The sequence below is a fragment of the Pseudomonas sp. Irchel 3A5 genome (genome assembly GCF_900187575.1).
Classification (GTDB): Bacteria; Pseudomonadota; Gammaproteobacteria; order Pseudomonadales; family Pseudomonadaceae; genus Aquipseudomonas; species Aquipseudomonas folii.
This window is the reverse complement of the sequence record NZ_FYDU01000005.1, coordinates 350,774-371,885: the sequence shown is the minus strand read 5'-3', so window position 1 is coordinate 371,885 and position 21,112 is coordinate 350,774. Positions and strand designations below refer to the sequence as shown.

Below are 21,112 nucleotides of genomic sequence, written 5' to 3'. Positions count from 1 at the left end.
AGCCTAGTCGACAATCCAATAGCTTTGAGGGTTCCTGCTGTGTGCGCTAGCGCGGCGCGATGTGCGCCACCATCAGTTGCACGGTTTCATTGCCACGAAACTCGTTGAGATCCAGTTTATAGGCCAGTTCGACCCAACGAATGTTCGGGTTTGGCCAGACATCACGGTCAATACCGAATGCGATGGCATCCAGCTTCACGCTGCCGCACTCACTCTTGAGCACCATCTTCAGATGACGCTCGCCCACCACCCGTTGCTCTACCAACTGGAAAACACCGTGAAACAACGGCTCGGGAAAGTGCTGCCCCCACGGACCTGCGTTGCGCAGTGCGCGCGCCAGCTCCAGGTGAAACTCTTCAACCGCCAACGCGCCGTCGGACAACAGACGGCCGGTCAGGTCCTCTTCATTCAACTGGCGCCGCACTTCTACATCGAAAGCTTCGGCAAACGCCGGGAAGTTCTCCTCCGGCAATGACAACCCCGCCGCCATGGCATGGCCGCCAAACTTGCTGATCAGCTCGGGATGCTGTGCAGCTACAGCGTCCAGTGCGTCACGAATGTGGAAACCGGGTACCGAGCGAGCCGAGCCCTTGAGCATGCCCTCGCCAGCGCTGGCGAACGCGATGGTCGGGCGGTGATAACGCTCTTTCATGCGCGACGCGAGGATGCCGATCACCCCCTGATGCCAGTCCGGTTCGAACAGACAAAGGCCGAACGGCATCGACTCCAGCGGCAAGTCCTTGAGCTGGGCCAGCGCCTCACGCTGCATGCCCTGCTCAATGGATTTGCGGTCCTGATTGAGCTCATCCAGTTGCACGGCCATTTCACGGGCCAGGGTTTCGTCCTCACAGAGCAGGCACTCGATCCCCAGACTCATGTCATCCAGACGCCCCGCCGCGTTCAAGCGCGGGCCAAGGATGAAACCCAGATCGGTGGAAGTGATGCGCTTATGATCACGACGTGCGACTTCAAGAATCGCTTTGAGGCCTGGACGCGCACGTCCTGCGCGAATACGCAGCAAGCCCTGGTGCACCAGAATGCGATTGTTGGTATCCAGCGGCACCACGTCGGCGACGCTGCCCAAGGCGACCAGATCCAGTAATTCGCCCAGGTTCGGTTGCGCACGCTGGTTAGCCTCGAACCAGCCGCTGTCTCGCAGCCGCGCACGCAACGCCATCAGCACATAGAAAATAACCCCGACGCCCGCCAGAGCCTTGCTGGGAAACGTGCAGCCGGGCTGATTGGGATTGACGATGGCGTCGGCGGCAGGCAGTTCATGACCCGGCAAGTGGTGATCGGTGACCAGCACCTGCAAACCAGCGGCCTTGGCTGCGGCAACACCTTCAACGCTGGAGATGCCGTTATCGACAGTCATCAGCAATTGCGGCTCGCGCTCCAGCGCAACGGCGACAATTTCCGGGGTCAGGCCGTAACCGTACTCGAAGCGATTGGGCACAAGATAATCGACATGTGCGGCACCCAGCAGCCTCAGCCCCAGCACGCCCACGGTGCTTGCTGTAGCGCCGTCAGCATCGAAATCGCCGACGATGAGGATCCGCTGGCGTTCGTTCAGGGCCGTGACCAACAGATCTACCGCCGCATCGATGCCCTTGAGTTGCTGATAGGGAATCAGCCGAGCCAGGCTCTTGTCGAGTTCGGCCTCTGACAGCACGCCCCGAGCGGCATACAGTCGCGTCAGCAGCGGCGGCAGATCACCGAGAAAAGGCAGGGTTTGCGGCAGGAGACGAGGTTCGATGCGCATGCGTTTTTTTTGATTCCGACCAGGTTTGGAATAACTGACTGACTTGAAATGCTTTTCTTTAGGAGCTCACGAGCACCGCGAGGCAGCGATGGCGTCCTGTCTGATATACCGCTATCGCGGCCTTGCGGCGCTCGTGTGCTCCTACAGGAAACGTCGAGACCGGAACGACCTCAGCCGCGCTCGCCGGTAAGCCATTGCAACTGGACTTCGTGCTGACCACGATCGTCCGTGACGAAAACAGTCCCTTCGCTGATCATCACGTCCCACTTGATGACCCGCGGCATGTCCTTGGCCAGTACTTCGAGTACTTCTTGCGGAACAGCGGCAACGTTGACGTTTTTCAGGTTCTTGATGGCCGGAATGACCTTCCCTTCCCAGACGCGCAGACTGCCATAGGCCAGCAGGCTGGTACGTTCGGTGCGGCGCGAACACCAGGTCAGGCGATCCGCGTCAGGCTGGCCAACTTCGATCCAGTGCAGGACACGATCATCAAGACTTTTTTCCCACAGGGCAGGCTCGTCCACGTCCGAGAGGCCACGGCCAAACGACAGCTGCTCGTTGTACCAGAAGGCATAAGCCAACAGGCGAACAGTCATGCGCTCCTCGGTTTCCGAAGGATGGCGGGCAATGGTCTGTTTGACGGTTTCGTAAACCCCACGATCAAGATCGGTAAGGTTGAGTTCGAATTTGTAGGTCGTGGACGGCTGGGCCATGTACGGGCTTCTAGATACGGGGAAAGGCGGCAAGTCTACCCGATGCAGGCTCATTGAACGACCCGACCTGTCGATCGGCCAAGATGTTTGCCCTGGTTGATGATCTGGGGGGCGTGTTTCACAGGGCCAAATACCTTAAGGGATGTCAGGCAAAGCCCGATACTCCTGGCGACGGGTTATGAGTGATACTGCACGGCACGCCCGACTTAGAGCGTCTATCCTCCTGCGTGTCATCTGACACCCATACTCCAGCCATTTCCCGGGGACGACATCCGCGATGCCTGATCGCAACTCGCATCCCGCCAGACCGGCCCTGGTCAGCTGCCTCGCCCTATTGGGTCTCATGGTTCTGCCGGGCATCAGCCATGCCAAGGACACACTGATATGGCTGCTACGGGACTTGCCCCCCTCGACGATTTTTTCCGGCCCTGCTGAAGGGAAAGGCGCTGTCGACAAGCTGATGCCATTACTCATCGCCCGGATGCCTGAATATGATCATCTGCCGATGCGAGTCAATCGAGCTCGCGGGATGCAAATGCTCAAGGACGGCGTGTTCGCGTGCGACCCCACCTTGCTCTGGACGCAGGAGCGGGCCAAAAGCATCGTATTTTCGATTCCGACCTTTGCGACATTCAGCAACGGTCTGATCGTGCGCCAACAGGACATGACCCAATTCACCCCTTATGTGGATAGCGGTGTGATTGATCTGGAGGCTGCGCTGAAAAACAAGACCGTCAAGATAGGCGTCGTTGCGGAGCGCAGCTACGGGCTGGTGATTGATCAGATTCTGAGCAAGGTTGCGGACGACGAATTAAGCATGCATTACGGTGGCGATGCGGTGGGCAGCCTGTTGCAGATGGAGCGCCTGGGACGCCTGCAAGGTCTGATCAGCTATTGGCCGGAAGCCCTGTATCAAGCACGTCAGCAAGGAATACCTGAACAGGACCTGGTGTTCTTGCCTGTAAAGGGCGTTCCCAAATACCAGTTCACGCATATTGGCTGCTCGAACACCGCCCAGGGGCGGCAAGCCATGGAAATCATCAATCGCGAGATGCGGGTGCTACGTGAGACGAAGCTGGTGGGGTTCTATGCGCAGTGGCTGCCGTCCCCCAAACGTGAGGAATATCTGGAAGACGCCAAAGCGTTCTTTGCCAGACCGGGCATGTAAAAACATAATTCAGCGCGCTTGAAAAAAGAAACCCCGAGCAGCGGGGAGACTACTCGGGGTAAACCGTGGTCCATTCGGGACCAGTACGAACAGGTTGAGCCACCGGAGCACAGTGTGCTGAACCTGCCGTAATTAGTCAGAGCGCCAATGGACCGTAAGGTTCCAGATCACTTCAAACAAAGCCGGGCGCCGGGATGAACGGACGAGCCAGGGCTGCGTTGCGCATTGCCGCAATCACACAAGGCTCGATACGCCCTTCGGCAACCATCAAATCACGACGCAAGCCATCCACTACATCCGTCAGCTGGCGTTTGTCACACAAATGCGCTGCAGTGAATGTACGTTCGATTACCACTGCACCGGCTGCATCCTTGATAGACACCAGGCGCTCACCCAGCGGTCCAACAGGCCCAAGTTCGGCCTGGTAAGGTGCCAGCGCTTCACTTAGCAGTAAGCTGATATTTTCCATCCGGATCACCACTCAACAATTTGAATGCAAAGGTGCTTATCAATGACCATCGGCATCGCTGGAAAGTTTCGATGGTTTAACGATGTCGCCGCTCGAGCATGCCTGCCGAACATGACAGAGAAAAAACCATCGGCCGGTTCTGAGCGCCACGTCGATTGAATACGCATCATGCCGCCTCGTCACCAACGTCGATCATGTCGAGAAGCGACCGGGCGGAACCTAGAGCGACTTCCACCGAGCTGGAAGGCGTCTGCCCTTTGTGCAGGGCATGCTCCAGCTCCAACTCCAGCAAGCCGACAATCACTTCCAGATTTCTGCGCATCTTATGGCCTACATCTGTCATGAAGAGGTTTTTCGCATCATTGACTGCGTTTGCTCGCTCCTTGGCTTCACACAGTTGCGTTTCCAGTTGCTTACGCTCGCTGATATCGATCCAGCCACCCAGCAACCCCTGAACCTCGCCGTCGGCGCGATAGAAAGGCACCGTCCAGTGCAAGGCATCAATCTGCTTGTCTCCCAAACGCATACTGCGGTCAGCGAAAATGGGCTGGCGCGTTTCCAGCAGCTTGATGTAATCCCCGTGCAACTGCTCAGCGGTCTCTTTAGGTATCAGCTCCACATCAATCAAGCGTCGACCATTCATCTGTTCGAAGCTGATCCCCAGACTCTCTTCATAGCTTCGATTACAGGAGATCAACCGCCCTTTCAGGTCCCTGACGTATACAGGATTGGGTATTCCATCAAACAGCGCATGCTTGAAGATCAATTGGTCGTTAAGTGCCTCCTCGGCTTTGAGACGCTGATGGATCTGAACCTTGAGACGGCTACTCCAGATCAGCGAAACCAGCCCCAGCGATAGCGCAACGCTGAGCGCCCAATACACCCAGCCGGGAATCCGACTCAACAGGCCGGGCTGCTGCGCAACAGACGACATCCACTTCGTGCGGATGGCGCGCATCTCACCGACCGGAAACTCTTCCAGCGCTTTATTGAGGATACTGAGCAGTTCGGGCTGAGACTTGATGACCGACATCCGGTCAGGGGACCACCATCCCTCCACACTTCGGCCGACTTTCAGCACGCCGCGCGGATCCAGATAAGCGCCTGCCTCGTTCTGAATCGTCGCCACAGCATCCCCGGAAGCGACGAGTTTGCGGGCTTCTTCATAGTTGGCCGTCAGGATCAAATTTATACGTGGATGTTCGCGCCTTATGATGCGTTCCAGAGCATGGCTGGCAGGCAACGCCAGGGTGCGCCCGGCCAGTTCTCGCAGTGAATGCAGAGAAGCCTCCCCTGCGCGCAACACAAATACCCAGCTGTTACCGCCAAATGAATAACTGAAATCGAGCAGCTCCCGACGCTCTGTAGTCTCTGCAAGCGTCGTATTCATCTGGGCCTGACCGCTACGCAGAAGGTTGAAAGCCTGCTCAATGCTGGAGGCTTCTTCATGCATGAACCGCAGACCGGTGATGCGTGATATTCGATTCAATATATCGACATTAAGCCCGACCCAATGCCCGTCCTTGTCACGGTAGATATAGGGCGGATGCTGCTCAGAAGCGACCGTGACCACCGGGTGTCTGCCGATCCAGCTTTTTTCGCTACGGCTTAGCGCAATGCGCTGGCTACTGGCGTCAGTGCCCAAACCGAGCGTCCAGCGTCCCAGCACTTCACGAGTAGTCGCAGACCCAAGACTGGCCAGCGCAGTATCGATCAGGGACAGTAATTGCCCCTGGTCCGAGCGCACAGCAAATGAAAAGCTGTCCTGAGGCAGCAAACTGTCGAACTGAACCTGTAATCCAAGATAGGGACGCAATGCTATGTAGGAGCGGACAATAACGTCATTACCAATGAAGGCGTCCGCCTCTCCGTGGCTGACAGCCTCCATGGCACTAAAGAGGCTGGGGGCAATGATGATTTCACTCTCAGGGTAGGCGGCTCGCAGAGCCAGAAGGTCCATGTAGCCCTCAAGGACCACAACCTTGTTACCCTTGAGCGCCTCCTCCAGACCCCGCCCTCTGCCGCGAGCGACGACGACCGAACGATCATTCATATAGCCCATCGATAACCGTAGATCGCCGAAACCGCGCTCAAAATCATTGGCAGTGGCAATGATATCGATGGTGCCTTCCCGCAGTGCTTTGATTGCGCCCTCGGGTCTGGGGAAGCCGCGCACCTGCATTCGGACATTCAACTTGCTGCCGATCAGACTCAAATAATCAGCACTGATGCCCTGATACCGGTTGCGATCGCTGGTGATGTCGACCGGCTCATAGTCGACGGTAGCAACCCCGACTCGTAGCGCGGGTCGATCATCGAGCCATTCACGATCCGAGGCAGATAACACCAGTGGATCCAGAGCGATAAATGGGGCGACAAGGCTGAACGACAGGCTCCGCTCAGCATGGCTGGGCTGAACGAACAACACAGCCAGGAATAGTGACAGCACACGTAGTGTGCTTTTGATGGGAGCGAGGTTCTTGCTTTCGAAGGCGCCCCCTTTGCTTGCAATTTTCACAGCGACTAACTCATCCGTAAGTGTCTAAAACTCCCAAAGTGTGGCATGCAGAAATGGTAAGGCCCGCTGGGGGGCGGGCCTTAAGTTGTTACACGGATATACCGTTAGAGCGGTTTACCCCGGTTTCCATGCTGACTAACGAAGGCCTGTATGGCTTTCAGGTCATTAGGCAGAACCGTGCAGCGTTCGTCCCGCTCGAACAAATCAGACAAATGTGTAGGTAGCTCTAGCGCTTTTCCTACACCAGCTTTCTCCACTGCTTCCGGAAATTTGACCGGATGGGCCGTGCCAAGGATCACCATCGGCGTATCCAGGCTGCGACGACAGGCCCTGGCGGCCTTCACACCGATCGCCGTGTGCGGGTCGAGAACCTCGCCAGTCTTCGCAAAAACATCCGCAATGGTCTCGCAGGTTTCTGCATCGCTGACGGCCAGCGAATCAAACAGCTTGCGGGTTTCGGTCCAGCGCTCTTCTTCGACGCTGAAACCACCGCCTTGCTTGAAGCTGTCCATCAGACCGGCGAGCGTGGCACCGTTGCGGCCATGCATATCGAACAGCAGACGCTCGAAGTTCGACGACACCATGATGTCCATGGATGGCGACAGGGTCGCGTGCAAGGTCTCTTTTACATACTGATTGCCGCTCATGAAGCGGTGCAGAATGTCGTTGCGGTTGGTGGCGACGATCAATTGATTGATCGGCAGCCCCATGTTGCGTGCAAGGTAACCCGCGAAAATATCGCCGAAGTTGCCGGTAGGCACCGAGAACGACACCGAACGCGCCGGGCCACCCAACTGCAGCGAAGCGTGGAAGTAGTAGACGATCTGAGCCATGATCCGCGCCCAGTTGATCGAGTTGACCGCGACCAGACGCGTGCCCTTGAGAAAGCCCTGATCAGCAAAGCTGTTCTTGACCATTTCCTGGCAGTCGTCGAAGTTGCCTTCCACGGCGATGTTATGGATGTTGTCGCCAAAGATGGTCGTCATCTGGCGGCGCTGAACGTCCGATACCCGGTTGTGCGGGTGCAGGATGAAGATGTCGACGTTATCGCACTTGCGGCAGCCTTCAATGGCCGCAGAGCCGGTATCACCAGATGTTGCACCGATGATCACAACACGCTCGCCACGCTTGGCCAGCACGTAATCCAGCAGACGACCCAGCAATTGCAGTGCGAAGTCTTTGAACGCCAGCGTCGGGCCGTGGAACAGCTCCAGCACCCACTCGTTGCCATTCAACTGACGCAATGGCGCCACTGAACTGTGGGCAAACACGCCGTAGGTTTCCTCAAGGATTTTTTTGAAATCCGCATCCGGAATGCTGCCGGTCACGAACGGACGCATCACCCTGAAGGCCAGTTCGTGATAAGGCAGGCCCGCCCAGGAAGCGATTTCTTCCTGGGTAAAGCGCGGCAGGTTTTCCGGTACGTAAAGGCCGCCGTCACTGGCCAGACCAGTCAGCAGCACGTCTTCGAAATTCAGGGCCGGCGCCTGGCCGCGGGTACTGATGTAGCGCATAAAATTCAAACCTTCGGTTTGAGCTTCAAGTTTCAAGCTGCAAGCTGCAAGTCAAAAGCAGTCCGCTTTCACTTGCAGCTTGTCGCTTATAGCTTGCCGCTCTCAATTAATTGAGATGTTCAACGCGGATCCGGACGACTGGACCAACCACGTCCTGCACCGCTTCCAGGGCCTCGATGGCGTCATTCATGCGCTGCTCCACCACACGATGGGTCAACAGAATCATCGGCACCAGGCCGTCATGTTCTTCGACTTCCTTCTGCATGATCGACTCAATGTTAATCCCGCGCTCCGACAGAATGCTCGCCACCTGGGCCAGTACGCCCGGATGATCCTTGGCCTGGATGCGCAGGTAATACGCGCTTTCGCAGGCTTCGATCGGCAGAATCGGGTGAGCAGACAACGAGTCAGGCTGGAACGCCAGATGCGGTACGCGGTTCTCCGGGTCGGAGGTCATCGCACGCACCACATCCACCAGATCGGCAACCACTGAAGAAGCAGTAGGCTCCATGCCAGCGCCAGCGCCATAGAACAGCGTCGAACCGGCAGCGTCGCCATTGACCATCACCGCGTTCATCACGCCATTGACGTTGGCAATCAGTCGGTCAGCAGGAATCAGAGTCGGGTGTACGCGCAACTCGATACCGGCAGGCGTGCTGCGCGCTACGCCAAGGTGCTTGATGCGATAACCCAGCGCTTCGGCGTAATTCACGTCTGCAGTGGTCAGTCTGGTGATGCCTTCGGTGTAGGCCTTGTCAAACTGCAACGGGATACCAAAGGCAATGGACGCCAGAATGGTCAGCTTGTGTGCAGCATCAATACCTTCGACATCGAACGTCGGATCGGCTTCGGCATACCCCAGCGCCTGGGCTTCCGCCAGAACGTCTGGGAAGGTGCGGCCTTTCTCGCGCATTTCGGTCAGGATGAAGTTACCGGTGCCATTAATGATCCCGGCAACCCAGTTGATGCGGTTGGCCGACAGACCTTCACGAATTGCCTTGATGACCGGGATACCGCCGGCGACCGCAGCTTCAAACGCTACGATCACGCCCTTCTCACGCGCCTTGGCGAAAATTTCGTTACCGTGCACGGCAATCAGCGCTTTGTTGGCAGTGACTACGTGCTTGCCGTTTTCAATGGCCTTGAGAACCAGGTCGCGGGCTACGGTATAGCCGCCGATCAGTTCAATGACGATATCGATTTCAGGGTTGGTTGCCACCGCGAAGACGTCGCTGGTGGTCGGTGTACCGGTAATCTGGCAGTTGGGGTTTGGCGAACGCAGGGCAATTTGTGCCACTTCGATTCCACGACCCGCGCGGCGGGCAATTTCCTCGGCGTTACGCTTAAGTACGTTGAAGGTACCGCCACCGACGGTACCCAGCCCACAGATGCCTACTTTGACCGGATTCACTATGAACTCCCCGTAAAAACGGCCGGCTTGGAACCGACCGTGGAAAACAGCCATGCATCACACACAGCTCTCTATTACTCAACGGTCATGGGACGCGCTGACTTATTTGGCGCCGAGCGCCAGCTTGGCCACTTGTGCAGCGGGTTGGTAACCCGGAATCAACTGGCCGTCAGCCAAAACGATGGCCGGTGTGCCGTTCACACCGATCGATTGGCCCATTTCAAATTGTTTGGTCACAGGGTTGGCGCATTTAGGCGCCTCGATGTTCTTGCCATCGACCATGCGGTCCATGGCAGCCTTGCGATCCTTGGAGCACCAGACAGCCTGCAGTTGTTCGTCGCCCGGCGAGCCCAGCCCTTGACGCGGGAAAGCAACGTAACGGACTTCGATACCCATCTTGTTCAACTGCGGCACTTCAGCGTGAAGTTTGTGGCAGTACGGGCAGGTGGTGTCGGTGAACACAGTGATGTGCGATTTGGTTTCACCAATGGCCGGATACACCACCATTTCGGCGGTCGGAATACCATTGATGGTCTTGGCGATCGCCAAACGCTCGGTCTTCTCGGTCAGGTTGACCGGCTTGCCATCCTGAATCTGGAACAGATAGCCCTGCATCACGAACTGGCCGTCCGCACTGGCATACAGTACACGGCCGCCCTTGAGCTTGACTTCGTACAGACCACTCAACGGGCTGGCCCCGATGCTTTCTACCGGCAGCTCGAGTTTGAGCGACTCCAGGGTCTTGCGAATGGCTTGGTCGGCGGGCGCATCCGCCTGGGCGAACAGGCTGAAGGTACTGGCCAACGCAACGGCTGCGGCGGCGATAATCGTGGTCACGCGCATGAAAACTCCTCGGGCGGTGGGCAGACTGGCTTGGGCAAAAAAAGCGCCCGTCAGCTTCAATCTGCGAAACCGGCAAAGACTATCACATTAGGGCCGTAAACCTTAGCCGGAACGATGCAAGACTTGCCCCTAAACCTGCAGTGACTGCGCTCAGCCGCGAGGGTGGTGTTTGGCATGCATGTCCTGCAATCTGGCGCGGGCGACATGGGTATAGATTTGTGTCGTGGACAAGTCACTGTGCCCCAACAGCATCTGCACCACTCGCAGGTCAGCGCCATGATTGAGTAAGTGGGTTGCGAAAGCGTGCCGCAATGTATGAGGCGACAGTGACTTGCTGATACCCGCAACCATGGCCTGATGCTTGATCCGGTGCCAGAAGGTCTGACGAGTCATTTGCTCGCCCCGCTGACTGGGAAACAACACATCACTGGGACGCCCCGCCAGCAGCTCATCACGAGCGCCGCGCATGTATCGCTCAATCCAGACAATGGCTTCTTCACCCATGGGCACCAGACGCTCTTTGCTGCCTTTGCCCATGACTCGCAACACACCTTGACGCAGGTTGACCTGCTCCAGGGTCAGACTGATCAGTTCGGTTACTCGCAAGCCACAGGCATAAAGTACTTCCAGCATGGCTTTATCCCGCTGTCCGATAGCTTCGCTCAGATCAGGCGCAGCCAGTAATGCGTCAACGTCCGCTTCCGACAATGATTTGGGCAGCGGTCTGCCAAGCTGGGGCATGTCCACTTGCAACGTGGGATCGATCTGGATCAGTTTTTCGCGCAGCAGATAGCGGTAAAAGCCACGTGCGCCGGAGAGAAATCGGGCTGTAGAGCGTGGCTTATAGGCCTTGTCCACTCGCCAGGCCAAGTGATCAAGAATCGCCGAGCGTCCGACATTGATCAGTTGCAGGCCTTGTTCCTGCAACCAGCCGTTGAACAGGGCAAGGTCACTGCGATAGGCATCGCGCGTGTTATCCGAAAGCCCTTTCTCCAGCCAGAGAGCATCGAGAAATCGGTCGATCAGAGGGTCATCGATGGCAGGCATAGTTATTCGCGCTTGAGCAGTGCTACATGAGGTACTGACTGAGGACAATAAAACCCCAGACACAAAAAAGCAGCCCGTAGGCTGCTTTTTTTGCATCAGAAAACTGTACTCAGGACAGTTTTTCCTTGATGCGCGCTGCTTTACCGGACAGGTCACGCAGGTAGTACAGTTTGGCTTTGCGAACGTCACCGCGACGTTTCACAGCCAGGCTGTCGATTTGCGGGCTGTAGGTCTGGAAAGTACGCTCAACGCCAACACCGTTGGAGATTTTACGAACAGTGAAAGCACTGTTCACGCCACGGTTACGCTTGGCAATTACTACGCCTTCGAACGCCTGCAGGCGAGCGCGGTCGCCTTCCTTCACTTTCACCTGAACGACAACAGTGTCGCCCGGGGCAAAGGTAGGGATCTCTTTGGTCATCTGCTCTGCTTCGAGTGCAAGGATGATTTTGTTAGTCATGCTGTGCTCCTAAGGTAAATCGTCCGATCTACCATCGATACGTTAACTATCGTCCCGTTCGCGGATGTATTCCGCGAGCAGCTTCTTCTCTTCTCCAGAAAGCGAGCGGCTTTCCAGAAGATCGGCGCGTCGTTCATAGGTCCGCCCAAGGGACTGCTGTAAACGCCAACGCCGGATATGCGCGTGATTGCCACTTAGCAACACGTCGGGAACACGCTGATCCGCATACACCTCCGGTCGGGTGTAATGCGGGCAATCCAGCAGACCATCAGTGAAGGAATCTTCCTCCGCAGAGTCCGCATGCCCTAAAGCTCCAGGCAGCAGCCGCGTAACCGCATCGATAAGCACCATTGCCGGCAGCTCGCCACCAGACAGTACATAGTCACCAATCGACCACTCTTCATCGACATAAGCATCAATAAAACGCTCGTCAATGCCTTCATAACGACCGGCGATGAGGATAATCGCTTCCTCCTGCGCCAGTTCGCGTACCGCAGACTGATTCAGTTGGCGGCCTTGTGGCGACAGGTAAATCACCTTCGCCGCATCCCCTGCTGCTTGCCTGGCCTGAACCAGAGCATCTTCCAGAGGCTTGATCTTCATCACCATGCCCGGACCACCGCCAAATGGGCGATCGTCAACAGTGTGATGTCGATCCGTGGTGTAGTCCCGCGGATTCCAACAAGTCAGCTGTAACAGCCCTTGTTTCACCGCACGGCTGGTAATGCCGTAATCGCTGATGGCGGAAAACATCTCGGGAAACAGACTGATCACTTCTATGCGCAGGCTAGCCATTGCTTAGAAGTCCGAATCCCATTCCACCTTCATCTCGCCAGCTTCCAGGTCAACCACCAACACGCATTGCTCTGTATAGGGCAACAAACGTTCGCGATCATCCAGGCTGCCAGCGCAGGGCTTGACCACCATTACATCATTCGAGCCCGTCTCCAGCAGATGATCGATCTTCCCGAGCAATTGCCCTTGATGGTCGATAACCTTGAGACCCTCCAGCTGGTACCAGTAGTACTCGCCGTCGGTCAGATCAGGGAACAGGTTGCGCGGCACACAGATTTCAAAACCGGCCAGAAGACGAGCTTCTTCACGGTCATCGAGACCTTTGAGCTTTGCGACCAGGAACTTGTTTTGCAAGCGTCCGCTGACCAGCTCTACCTGTTTAACGCTGCCTTCGCGCCGAAGCGTCCAGGTTTTGTAATCCAACAGGTTTCCAATCGGATCAGTAAAGGAAAAGACCTTCACTTCGCCGCGAACGCCATGTACCGAATAAATCTTGCCAATGACGATCAAGTCGTCGGCAGTCGTTGGCGCCGCGTTCATATTGCTCAGGCCGCGACCTTGGTCTTGGCGTGTTCTTTCAGCAACTGGGCAACGCGCTCGGATGTTTGTGCACCCACGCTCAGCCAGTAGTTAACGCGCTCTTCGTTCACGGACAAACGAACTTCCTGACCACGGGCAACCGGGTTGAAGAAGCCAATTTGTTCCTTGTGCGAACCGTCGCGCGCATTGCGGCTATCGGTAACAGTCAGGTGGTAAAACGGGCGCTTTTTGGAGCCGCCCAGGGCAAGACGAATGGTTAGCATTGAACATCGTTCCTGTAGTCGGTGCTGCAAATCTAAGATGCACAGCGGGCATAGGTGCCCGAAAGGCCGCATATTCTAAGGAATATCCGGACTTTTGCAAATGTCTTTTTCTGGCACCTGCTGTTGTGCCATCCAGATTTGCCAAGGAGCCGTCGCTTCCGACGGCTGGTGTAGACCCGCAAAGCGGGGATTTACGTAGGGGCAAGCCCCCCATGTGGGATGCGCGCAGAGGTTCCTGCGCGCGATACATCACATTTTTGGCATGCCGCCGCCGGGCAACATTCCGCCCATGCCGCGCATCATTTTGGCCATTCCGCCTTTGGCGGAGAATTTCTTCATCATCTTTTGCATCTGCTTGTGCTGCTTGATCAGACGCCCGATATCCTGCACCTGCGTACCCGAACCCATCGCGATCCGGCGCTTGCGCGAACCGCTGATCAGCTCAGGATCGCGACGCTCAGCAGGGGTCATCGAGTTGATGATGGCTTCCATCTGCTTGAACTGTTTCTCTGCCACGCCCTGGGCATTGCCCATTTGCGACAGGTTGACGCCACCGATGCTCGGCAGCTTGTCCATGAGCCCGCCAAGGCCGCCCATGTTTTTCATCTGTTGCAGCTGATCGCGGAAGTCTTCGAGGTCGAAGCCTTTACCCTTCTTCAGCTTTTTGGCCAGTTTGTCGGCCTTGTCCTTGTCGAGGGTCTGTTCGGCCTGCTCGATCAGGCTGAGCACGTCACCCATGCCGAGGATTCGCGAGGCAATACGATCCGGGTGGAACGGCTCAAGGGCGTCGCTCTTCTCGCCCATACCGATGAACTTGATCGGTTTGCCGGTGATAGCGCGTACGGACAACGCCGCACCGCCTCGGGCATCACCGTCAACCTTGGTCAGGATCACGCCAGTCAGCGGTAGCGCATCACCGAACGCCTTGGCAGTGTTGGCAGCATCCTGACCTGTCATGGCGTCCACGACAAACAGCGTCTCGGCAGGTTTGACCGCCGCGTGCAGCGCCTGGATCTCACCCATCATTTCCGCGTCGATGTGCAAACGACCCGCGGTGTCGAGAATGACGACGTCGATGAACTTGAGCTTCGCTTCCTTTATTGCCGCTTCAGCGATGTCTACCGGCTTCTGGCTGATGTCGGAAGGGAAGAAGGTAACGCCGATGTCGCCCGCGAGGGTTTCAAGCTGCTTGATGGCCGCCGGACGATATACGTCAGCCGACACAACCATGACGGTCTTCTTCTTGCGCTCTTTAAGAAACTTGGCCAGCTTGCCAGCCGTGGTGGTTTTACCAGCACCCTGCAGACCCGCCATCAGAATCACGGCAGGCGGCGTGACATTAAGGGTCAGCTCTTCATTGGCCGCCCCCATCATGTCTTCCAGCTCGGCCTGAACGATCTTCACAAAGGCCTGGCCCGGCGTCAGGCTGCGCGACACTTCGGTGCCGACAGCGCGCTCCTTGACCTTGTTGACGAAGTCTTTGACGACCGGCAAGGCAACGTCGGCTTCGAGCAAAGCCATACGCACTTCGCGCAAGGTGTCTTTGATGTTGTCCTCGGTCAGCTTGGCCTTGCCAGTTACGTGGCGCAGCGTCTGCGAGAGACGGTCTGTCAGATTTTCAAACATGCGCGATCCTTTCAGGCTCTTGGCGAACCCCGGTTGATGCGGCCCGGCCCGTTATAAAATGGCGCTCGGCGAGCCTGCGGCTTGAGCAGGTCGCGGATTATAGCGAAGACTCTGCGGCACGGACACCATGAGTCTGCATCTGTGGTCTTTCGTGAAATGACGGTTGTATGCCAAACTCAGCGCCTTTAGAGGCCCGTCCATCAGGATTTATGTTCCCTTTGCCACCCAGCCTGCTACCCAGCCTCGCCGCCGCCTGCCTTTATGCCGCTGCGACAATCTATCAAGGCATCCGCCTCAGCCAGGCGAAACGCGCCGACAAACGGCTGCTTTGCCTGCTCGGTACGTTGGCCGTTGTTGCCCACGCCTTCGGACTTTTCTCCCAGTTGATCCGCCCTGTCGGGCTTGGCCTGGACTTTTTCAGCGCCGCCAGCCTGATTGCCGCCGCGGTAATCGCCCTGACGCTGCTCGCGACCGTGCGCATCCCGGTTGAAAACCTGCTCGTCCTTTTATTCCCACTGGGGATGGTGACTGTGCTGCTCGCGCAATTCGCGCCAGCCGGCACCGTGCAACCCATCGTTGAAGAACCGGGCATTCTCAGCCACATCCTGCTGTCGATCCTGGCTTACGGCATGTTCACCATCGCAGTGGTCCAGGCTTTGCTGCTGCTGGTGCAGGATCATCAGCTCAAGCACAAGCACCCTTCCGGGCTGATCAAGAATTTCCCGCCACTGCAAACCATGGAAAGCCTGCTCTTTGGTTTTCTCTGGGCCGGATGGTCGCTGCTTACGCTGTCTCTGATTTCGGGCTGGTTGTTCGTCGAGAACCTGTTCGCACAGCATCTGGTGCACAAAACCCTGCTGGCCTGCCTGGCCTGGGTGGTGTTCAGCGTATTGCTGTGGGGTCGTAACCGTCTCGGCTGGCGTGGACACAAGGCTATCCGCTGGACCTTGGGCGGCTTCTGCCTGCTGATGCTGGCCTATTTCGGCAGCAAGCTGGTCCGCGAATTCATTCTGCACATCTGACGGTTCGCTGATTATGGATAATTTGCCAATCGCGCCGATGCTCGGTGTCGTAGCCCTGTTGATTCTCTGGGCAGCCCTGTTCACAGCTATTGAAACCGCCCACCATCACCTCAAAGTGCTGCGCAGCGGCGACCGCCAGCCCACGTCGAGCTGGCCCGAGCTGAAATTCCAGCTGGGCAGCCTGATCCTCGCCAACACCTTGATCAAAGTATTGATCACCGTCATCGTCACCTTGCTGTCGGTGAACTACTGGTATTACAACGGCCCGACACTGGCCTGGATAATCGTCACCAGCGTCACGCTGATCTTCGCCGAACTGATTCCCCGCAGGCTGGCAGCCCGTCATCCGGAAGCAATCGTGCACATGGCCAACAGCCTGTTGCGCATTCCGATGATCATCCTCTGGCCACTGGCCTGGCTGTTCAACTGCATGGCCAGAACCCTGCTCCGCCCTTTTGGCACACGTAGCAAGCAGGCAATTGCGGCCGATAAAGATGACGAACGCCAGCACGGCAATCATGACGGCGTTCACGAACACCATCCCGGACGCTCACCCGTACTGTCAGGCATCCATGCGCTGGACAGCATCACGGTCAATGACATTCTGGTGCCGCGCAGCGAAGTGGATGGCGTAAATCTCGACGACAGCATCGAACAGATCGTCGAGCGCCTGATCATTTCGCGTCACACCCGGCTGCCGGTCTATCACAATGACATCAATCAGGTTCAGGGCGTGCTCAATACCCGGCAGATCAGCCATCTGCTGCCCAAGGGCGAATTGACCAAAGAACAGATCGTCGCCGCCTGCTATGAGCCGTACTTCGTTCCGGAGAGCACTCCGCTTCAGCTGCAACTGCTGAACTTCCACAAGCAACAGCGCCGCATGGGCGTCGTGGTCGATGAGTACGGCGAAGTGCTGGGGATCGTCAGCCTCGAAGACATTCTGGAAGAAATCGTCGGCGAATTCGAAAACGAGCAGACCCTGAACAATCCGCACATTCATCCCCAGACTGACGGTCGTCTGTTGGTGGATGGTGCCGCGTCGATTCGCGATCTGAACAAGAGCCTGGGTTGGCATCTACCGTCCGATGGCCCCAAGACGCTCAATGGCCTGGTGACTGAAGCTCTGGAAACCATTCCCGAAAGCGCTGTCTGCCTGAAGATCGGGCCCTATCGCCTGGAAATTCTCGAAACTGAAGACAACCGCGTGACACAGGTCATGATGTGGCTGAAACCGGCTACTCGCTGACTCCGCAGAGACCACTCGCTGGAAGTCCCCTCTACAGGCCTCTTGTTATACGAGCGGCGCGATTCCTATAATCGAGCCGCTTACCCAGCCCGCCGATCCGTGTGCTACCCGCACCCCACCTGATCGGCCAGTCATCCAGCCTGAACGCCTCTCGCCTCCTATCCGGGCTAACCTGATCAGCGCTGTACCCACAATAATTAATGTATGCCGTTGAACATCGACATTGTTGATGATCTTCAACAGGCACTCTGACTGTCAGGAAGACCCGCATGACCACGACTTCTGCCGCCCACGAAAATGAGAGCGCACCGGTTCGCCCGGCCAACTCTGCCACACGCGTCGCAACTGCCAGTTTCATTGGCACTGCTATCGAGTTCTACGATTTCTACGTGTACGCCACCGCCGCTGCTTTGGTGATCGGCCCGGTGTTCTTCCCTCAAACGTCCGGCACCGCACAAATGCTGTCGGCATTTCTGACCTTCGGTATCGCCTTCCTTGCCCGCCCGCTTGGCTCCGCGCTGTTTGGCCATTTCGGTGATCGCATCGGACGCAAGTCGACGCTGGTCGCTTCGTTGCTGCTGATGGGCGTGTGCACCACGTTGATCGGCGTGCTGCCGGGCTACGCGACCATAGGTGCCTGGGCACCGATTCTGTTGTGCGTATTGCGTTTCGGCCAGGGATTGGGACTGGGTGGTGAATGGGGCGGCGCAGCCTTGCTCGCCACGGAGAACGCCCCAAAAGGCAAACGCGCCTGGTTCGGCATGTTCCCGCAACTGGGCCCGTCGATTGGTTTCCTCGCCGCGAACGGGCTGTTCCTGACACTGGCCATGACGCTGGATGACGAACAGTTTCGCTCATGGGGCTGGAGAATCCCGTTCCTGCTGAGCGCGGCACTGGTGATGGTTGGGCTCTATGTGCGACTGAAGCTGGAAGAAACCCCGGTCTTCACCAACGCCATCGCCCGCCACGAGCGGGTGAAGATGCCGATAGTGGAGCTGTTCAGCCAATACTGGGCGCCGGTATTGCTGGGTGCCGCATCGATGGTGGTCTGTTATGCGCTGTTCTACATCTCAACGGTGTTTTCCCTGAGCTACGGCGTATCGACTCTCGGCTATAGCCGCGAGACCTTCCTCGCCCTGCTGTGCTTCGCCGTGTTGTTCATGGCAGCAGCGACCCCGCTGGCGGCATGGGCCAGCGACCGTTATGGACGTCGTCCGGTGCTGATCATCGGCGGCGTACTGGCGATCCTTTCCGGCTTCACCATGGAGCCGCTGCTCACCCACGGCACAACATGGGCAGTGGCGCTGTTTCTGTGTATCGAGCTGTTCCTGATGGGCGTGACCTTCGCCCCGATGGGCGCGATGCTACCCGAACTGTTTCCGACCCGGGTTCGATACACCGGAGCGTCAGCGGCCTACAACCTGGGAGGCATCGTCGGTGCATCAGTCGCGCCGTTCTTCGCTCAGAAACTGGTGGCGATGGGCGGACTGAGCTGGGTCGGAGGGTATGTGTCGGCAGCAGCGTTGATCAGCGTAATTGCCGTGCTGTGCCTGAAAGAAACGCGTGAGGCGGATCTGGATAAAATCGTTTAGCTCAGAGAAGTGCCCTATAAATGCAACTACCTGATTTTTAATTCTTTTCTGTAGGAGCTCACGAGCACCGCGAGGCAGCGATGGCGTCCTGTCTGATACAACGTTATCGCGGCCTCGCGGTGCTCGTGCACTCCTACAGGTATATGTTTGCTTCGCGATAGTGCGGTGTCAGTGACACCGCACTATTCCCTGCAGGACAGCGTTACAACTGGACTTTCACAGCACGTGAAGAACGGGTCGCCTTGGCGCGCGCCGCTTCGATGGACTCGTCGCGAGCCAGGGCAACGCCCATACGGCGCTGGCCATTGACTTCAGGCTTGCCGAACAGACGCAGTGCAGTATCCGGCTCGCTCAACGCCTCACCGAGGTTGGCGAAAGTGGTATTCGTGGACTGGCCTTCCACGAGAATCACCGCCGAAGCCGATGGTCCGAACTGGCGAATCTGCGGGATTGGCAGGCCCAGAATGGCGCGAGCGTGCAAGGCAAACTGCGACAGATCCTGAGAGATCAGGGTCACCAGACCCGTATCATGCGGGCGCGGCGAGACTTCGCTGAACCAGACCTGATCACCTTTGACGAACAGCTCAACACCAAACAGACCGCGGCCACCCAAGGCTTCGGTTACAGCCTTGGCGACGCGCTCGGATTCAGCCAGCGCAATCGGGCTCATGGCCTGTGGCTGCCAGGATTCCTGATAGTCGCCCTTCTCCTGACGATGGCCCACTGGCGCGCAAAAAGTAGTACCGCCAGCGTGGCGCACGGTCAGCAGAGTGATTTCGTATTCAAAGTCGATGAAGCCTTCGATGATCACGCGACCTTTACCGGCACGACCGCCTTCCTGGGCGTAGTCCCAGGCTTTCTGCACGTCATCGGCAGTACGCAGCAAGCTCTGGCCTTTGCCCGACGAACTCATCACCGGCTTGACCACGCAAGGGAAGCCCAGGTCCTGCACAGCCTTGCTGTAATCCTCGAAGGTGTCGGCGAAGTGATACGGCGAAGTCGGCAGGTCCAGCTCTTCAGCGGCCAGACGACGGATACCTTCGCGGTTCATGGTCAATTGCGTGGCACGGGCAGTCGGGATCACCGTGAAGCCTTCGGCCTCCAGCTCAACCAGTGTTGCCGTAGCAATAGCCTCGATCTCCGGCACGATGTAGTGCGGCTTCTCGGCCTCGATCACCGCACGCAGCGCGGCACCGTCGAGCATGTTGATCACATGGCTGCGGTGGGCAACCTGCATGGCAGGCGCGTTGGCATAACGATCAACAGCGATCACTTCAACGCCCAGGCGCTGCAGTTCGATTACGACTTCCTTGCCCAGCTCGCCGCAACCGCAGAGCAATACGCGGGTCGCGACAGGCGACAGTGGAGTTCCGATTTGAGTCATCTCAGGTCCTCGTGGAGCAGATATCGAGGGCAGCCCGCGTCAGGTGCGAGCGACCGCTGTGGAGAAAGGCGCGCAATTTACCACGAAGGCCCGTAATTCTCAGCCCGCACAAGCATTCTTGCGCGCACGCCAGGCCATGATCAGCCAGACGGCCGTGACACCAGCGAACTTGGACACCAACGCCGTGATAATCACGGGCGGGGTCAGAGCATCGATCAGGCCGAAAAAGATAAAGGTATCCACCGGGATGCTCAGCGCCGAACTGAGCCACAGACGATCACGCAGTGGGCGCTTGGTAATGGTGAACACCAGCCAGTCGATGCATTCGGATACCGCAAACGCCGTGGCACTGGCCAGCGCGATAGTCGGGTCGGAAGTGACATACGACAGCACCAGAGCCGCCAGCATTGCCAGGATCGCACCGTGCCCGAAGCGGGTTTGCACCATGTCCCGCAACACAAACACCAGCCCACCCCAGGCAGACCAGATGATATCCAGGTGCGGTGCAGCGGAAAAAGCGAAATTGATCAGCACGACACTGCTGATGTAGGCGATCAGGAAGAGCATGAGGTGAGGCTTATGTGGCGGGGAAGATGAGTAATGGTATCAGCCGATGCACGCGCTGGCTGATTTGAAATGAGATTCAACCTGTGGGAGCACTGACGTGGGACCGGCTTCAGCCGGGAAGGGGCCGTGACAGACGCCGAATTTTATAGGTGCAGACATACCGCTTTCC

Annotated in this window: 18 protein-coding genes and 1 pseudogene; 4 read left to right on the top strand and 15 right to left on the bottom strand. The window is 57.5% G+C overall.

All coding sequences use genetic code 11. The features are described 5' to 3' along the window. Nucleotides 1–46: 46 nt before the first annotated feature. On the bottom strand, nt 47–1,762 hold the full coding sequence (gene recJ / locus CKW31_RS10760; protein WP_095094372.1) for a single-stranded-DNA-specific exonuclease RecJ: 1,716 nt from the start codon (nt 1,760–1,762) through the stop codon (nt 47–49). 170 nt (nt 1,763–1,932) lie between these two features. After that, nucleotides 1,933–2,475 carry a YaeQ family protein gene (locus CKW31_RS10755; protein ID WP_095094370.1) on the bottom strand — a complete coding sequence of 181 codons (543 nt, stop codon included), beginning with the start codon at nt 2,473–2,475 and terminating at the stop codon, nt 1,933–1,935. 277 nt (nt 2,476–2,752) lie between these two features. Between CKW31_RS10755 and CKW31_RS10750 the strand changes: the two genes are divergently transcribed. Further along, nucleotides 2,753–3,643, top strand: a complete 891-nt coding sequence (locus tag CKW31_RS10750; protein ID WP_371856718.1) for a TIGR02285 family protein — start codon at nt 2,753–2,755, stop codon at nt 3,641–3,643. A gap of 172 nt (nt 3,644–3,815) precedes the next feature. Here CKW31_RS10750 and CKW31_RS10745 read toward each other — a convergent pair whose 3' ends face one another. The 11 genes and pseudogenes from CKW31_RS10745 to ffh all read right to left on the bottom strand — a co-directional run bounded on the left by CKW31_RS10745 (nt 3,816) and on the right by ffh (nt 15,129). After that, nucleotides 3,816–4,112: a DUF3509 domain-containing protein gene (locus tag CKW31_RS10745; protein ID WP_095094368.1), complete on the bottom strand. Its 297-nt coding sequence runs from the start codon at nt 4,110–4,112 to the stop codon at nt 3,816–3,818. 190 nt (nt 4,113–4,302) lie between these two features. After that, nucleotides 4,303–6,561, bottom strand: a pseudogene (locus CKW31_RS10740) (transporter substrate-binding domain-containing protein); the annotation flags it as partial. 173 nt (nt 6,562–6,734) lie between these two features. Next, complete coding sequence (thrC, locus tag CKW31_RS10735) at nt 6,735–8,144, bottom strand: threonine synthase (RefSeq protein ID WP_095094366.1); 1,410 nt, start codon at nt 8,142–8,144, stop codon at nt 6,735–6,737. 106 nt (nt 8,145–8,250) lie between these two features. After that, complete coding sequence (locus tag CKW31_RS10730) at nt 8,251–9,555, bottom strand: homoserine dehydrogenase (protein WP_095094487.1); 1,305 nt, start codon at nt 9,553–9,555, stop codon at nt 8,251–8,253. Between the two features lie 102 nt (nt 9,556–9,657). Continuing rightward, on the bottom strand, nt 9,658–10,398 hold the full coding sequence (locus CKW31_RS10725) for a DsbC family protein (protein WP_095094364.1): 741 nt from the start codon (nt 10,396–10,398) through the stop codon (nt 9,658–9,660). Between the two features lie 150 nt (nt 10,399–10,548). Next, the gene (gene xerD / locus CKW31_RS10720) at nt 10,549–11,445 is read right to left on the bottom strand and encodes a site-specific tyrosine recombinase XerD (protein WP_087264524.1); all 897 of its coding nucleotides are present in this window, start codon (nt 11,443–11,445) and stop codon (nt 10,549–10,551) included. A 109-nt stretch (nt 11,446–11,554) separates the two neighbouring features. Next, nucleotides 11,555–11,905, bottom strand: a complete 351-nt coding sequence (gene rplS, locus CKW31_RS10715; RefSeq protein ID WP_027902605.1) for a 50S ribosomal protein L19 — start codon at nt 11,903–11,905, stop codon at nt 11,555–11,557. 42 nt (nt 11,906–11,947) lie between these two features. Then, entirely contained in the window at nt 11,948–12,700 is a 753-nt protein-coding gene (gene trmD / locus CKW31_RS10710; RefSeq protein ID WP_095094362.1) for a tRNA (guanosine(37)-N1)-methyltransferase TrmD, read from the bottom strand. A 3-nt stretch (nt 12,701–12,703) separates the two neighbouring features. Next, nucleotides 12,704–13,240: a ribosome maturation factor RimM gene (rimM, locus tag CKW31_RS10705; RefSeq protein WP_095094360.1), complete on the bottom strand. Its 537-nt coding sequence runs from the start codon at nt 13,238–13,240 to the stop codon at nt 12,704–12,706. 5 nt (nt 13,241–13,245) lie between these two features. Continuing rightward, a complete protein-coding gene (rpsP, locus tag CKW31_RS10700) occupies nt 13,246–13,503 on the bottom strand; it encodes a 30S ribosomal protein S16 (RefSeq protein WP_027902602.1) in 258 nt (85 codons plus the stop codon). Between the two features lie 249 nt (nt 13,504–13,752). Beyond that, nucleotides 13,753–15,129 carry a signal recognition particle protein gene (gene ffh / locus CKW31_RS10695; RefSeq protein WP_027902601.1) on the bottom strand — a complete coding sequence of 459 codons (1,377 nt, stop codon included), beginning with the start codon at nt 15,127–15,129 and terminating at the stop codon, nt 13,753–13,755. Nucleotides 15,130–15,338: 209 nt separating this feature from the next. Between ffh and CKW31_RS10690 the strand changes: the two genes are divergently transcribed. The 3 genes from CKW31_RS10690 to CKW31_RS10680 all read left to right on the top strand — a co-directional run bounded on the left by CKW31_RS10690 (nt 15,339) and on the right by CKW31_RS10680 (nt 18,992). Continuing rightward, nucleotides 15,339–16,151, top strand: a complete 813-nt coding sequence (locus CKW31_RS10690) for an inner membrane protein YpjD (protein WP_095094358.1) — start codon at nt 15,339–15,341, stop codon at nt 16,149–16,151. Between the two features lie 13 nt (nt 16,152–16,164). After that, complete coding sequence (locus CKW31_RS10685; RefSeq protein ID WP_095094356.1) at nt 16,165–17,400, top strand: HlyC/CorC family transporter; 1,236 nt, start codon at nt 16,165–16,167, stop codon at nt 17,398–17,400. Between the two features lie 269 nt (nt 17,401–17,669). Then, nucleotides 17,670–18,992: an MFS transporter gene (locus CKW31_RS10680; protein WP_095094354.1), complete on the top strand. Its 1,323-nt coding sequence runs from the start codon at nt 17,670–17,672 to the stop codon at nt 18,990–18,992. Between the two features lie 202 nt (nt 18,993–19,194). Here CKW31_RS10680 and purT read toward each other — a convergent pair whose 3' ends face one another. Both purT and CKW31_RS10670 read right to left on the bottom strand, forming a co-directional pair. Then, nucleotides 19,195–20,376: a formate-dependent phosphoribosylglycinamide formyltransferase gene (gene purT / locus CKW31_RS10675; RefSeq protein WP_095094352.1), complete on the bottom strand. Its 1,182-nt coding sequence runs from the start codon at nt 20,374–20,376 to the stop codon at nt 19,195–19,197. A 99-nt stretch (nt 20,377–20,475) separates the two neighbouring features. Then, on the bottom strand, nt 20,476–20,943 hold the full coding sequence (locus tag CKW31_RS10670) for a VUT family protein (protein ID WP_095094350.1): 468 nt from the start codon (nt 20,941–20,943) through the stop codon (nt 20,476–20,478). Nucleotides 20,944–21,112 lie beyond the last annotated feature (169 nt).

Coding starts and splice junctions, on each gene's coding strand:
- CKW31_RS10670 (WP_095094350.1), bottom strand. CDS start 20,943: ATGCTCTTCCTGATCGCCTACATCAGCAGTGTCGTGCTGATCAATTTC.
- trmD (WP_095094362.1), bottom strand. CDS start 12,700: ATGGCTAGCCTGCGCATAGAAGTGATCAGTCTGTTTCCCGAGATGTTT.
- recJ (WP_095094372.1), bottom strand. CDS start 1,762: ATGCGCATCGAACCTCGTCTCCTGCCGCAAACCCTGCCTTTTCTCGGT.
- purT (WP_095094352.1), bottom strand. CDS start 20,376: ATGACTCAAATCGGAACTCCACTGTCGCCTGTCGCGACCCGCGTATTG.
- xerD (WP_087264524.1), bottom strand. CDS start 11,445: ATGCCTGCCATCGATGACCCTCTGATCGACCGATTTCTCGATGCTCTC.
- CKW31_RS10685 (WP_095094356.1), top strand. CDS start 16,165: ATGGATAATTTGCCAATCGCGCCGATGCTCGGTGTCGTAGCCCTGTTG.
- rpsP (WP_027902602.1), bottom strand. CDS start 13,503: ATGCTAACCATTCGTCTTGCCCTGGGCGGCTCCAAAAAGCGCCCGTTT.
- rimM (WP_095094360.1), bottom strand. CDS start 13,240: ATGAACGCGGCGCCAACGACTGCCGACGACTTGATCGTCATTGGCAAG.
- CKW31_RS10680 (WP_095094354.1), top strand. CDS start 17,670: ATGACCACGACTTCTGCCGCCCACGAAAATGAGAGCGCACCGGTTCGC.
- CKW31_RS10690 (WP_095094358.1), top strand. CDS start 15,339: ATGTTCCCTTTGCCACCCAGCCTGCTACCCAGCCTCGCCGCCGCCTGC.
- ffh (WP_027902601.1), bottom strand. CDS start 15,129: ATGTTTGAAAATCTGACAGACCGTCTCTCGCAGACGCTGCGCCACGTA.
- thrC (WP_095094366.1), bottom strand. CDS start 8,144: ATGCGCTACATCAGTACCCGCGGCCAGGCGCCGGCCCTGAATTTCGAA.
- CKW31_RS10755 (WP_095094370.1), bottom strand. CDS start 2,475: ATGGCCCAGCCGTCCACGACCTACAAATTCGAACTCAACCTTACCGAT.
- CKW31_RS10725 (WP_095094364.1), bottom strand. CDS start 10,398: ATGCGCGTGACCACGATTATCGCCGCCGCAGCCGTTGCGTTGGCCAGT.
- CKW31_RS10750 (WP_371856718.1), top strand. CDS start 2,753: ATGCCTGATCGCAACTCGCATCCCGCCAGACCGGCCCTGGTCAGCTGC.
- CKW31_RS10745 (WP_095094368.1), bottom strand. CDS start 4,112: ATGGAAAATATCAGCTTACTGCTAAGTGAAGCGCTGGCACCTTACCAG.
- rplS (WP_027902605.1), bottom strand. CDS start 11,905: ATGACTAACAAAATCATCCTTGCACTCGAAGCAGAGCAGATGACCAAA.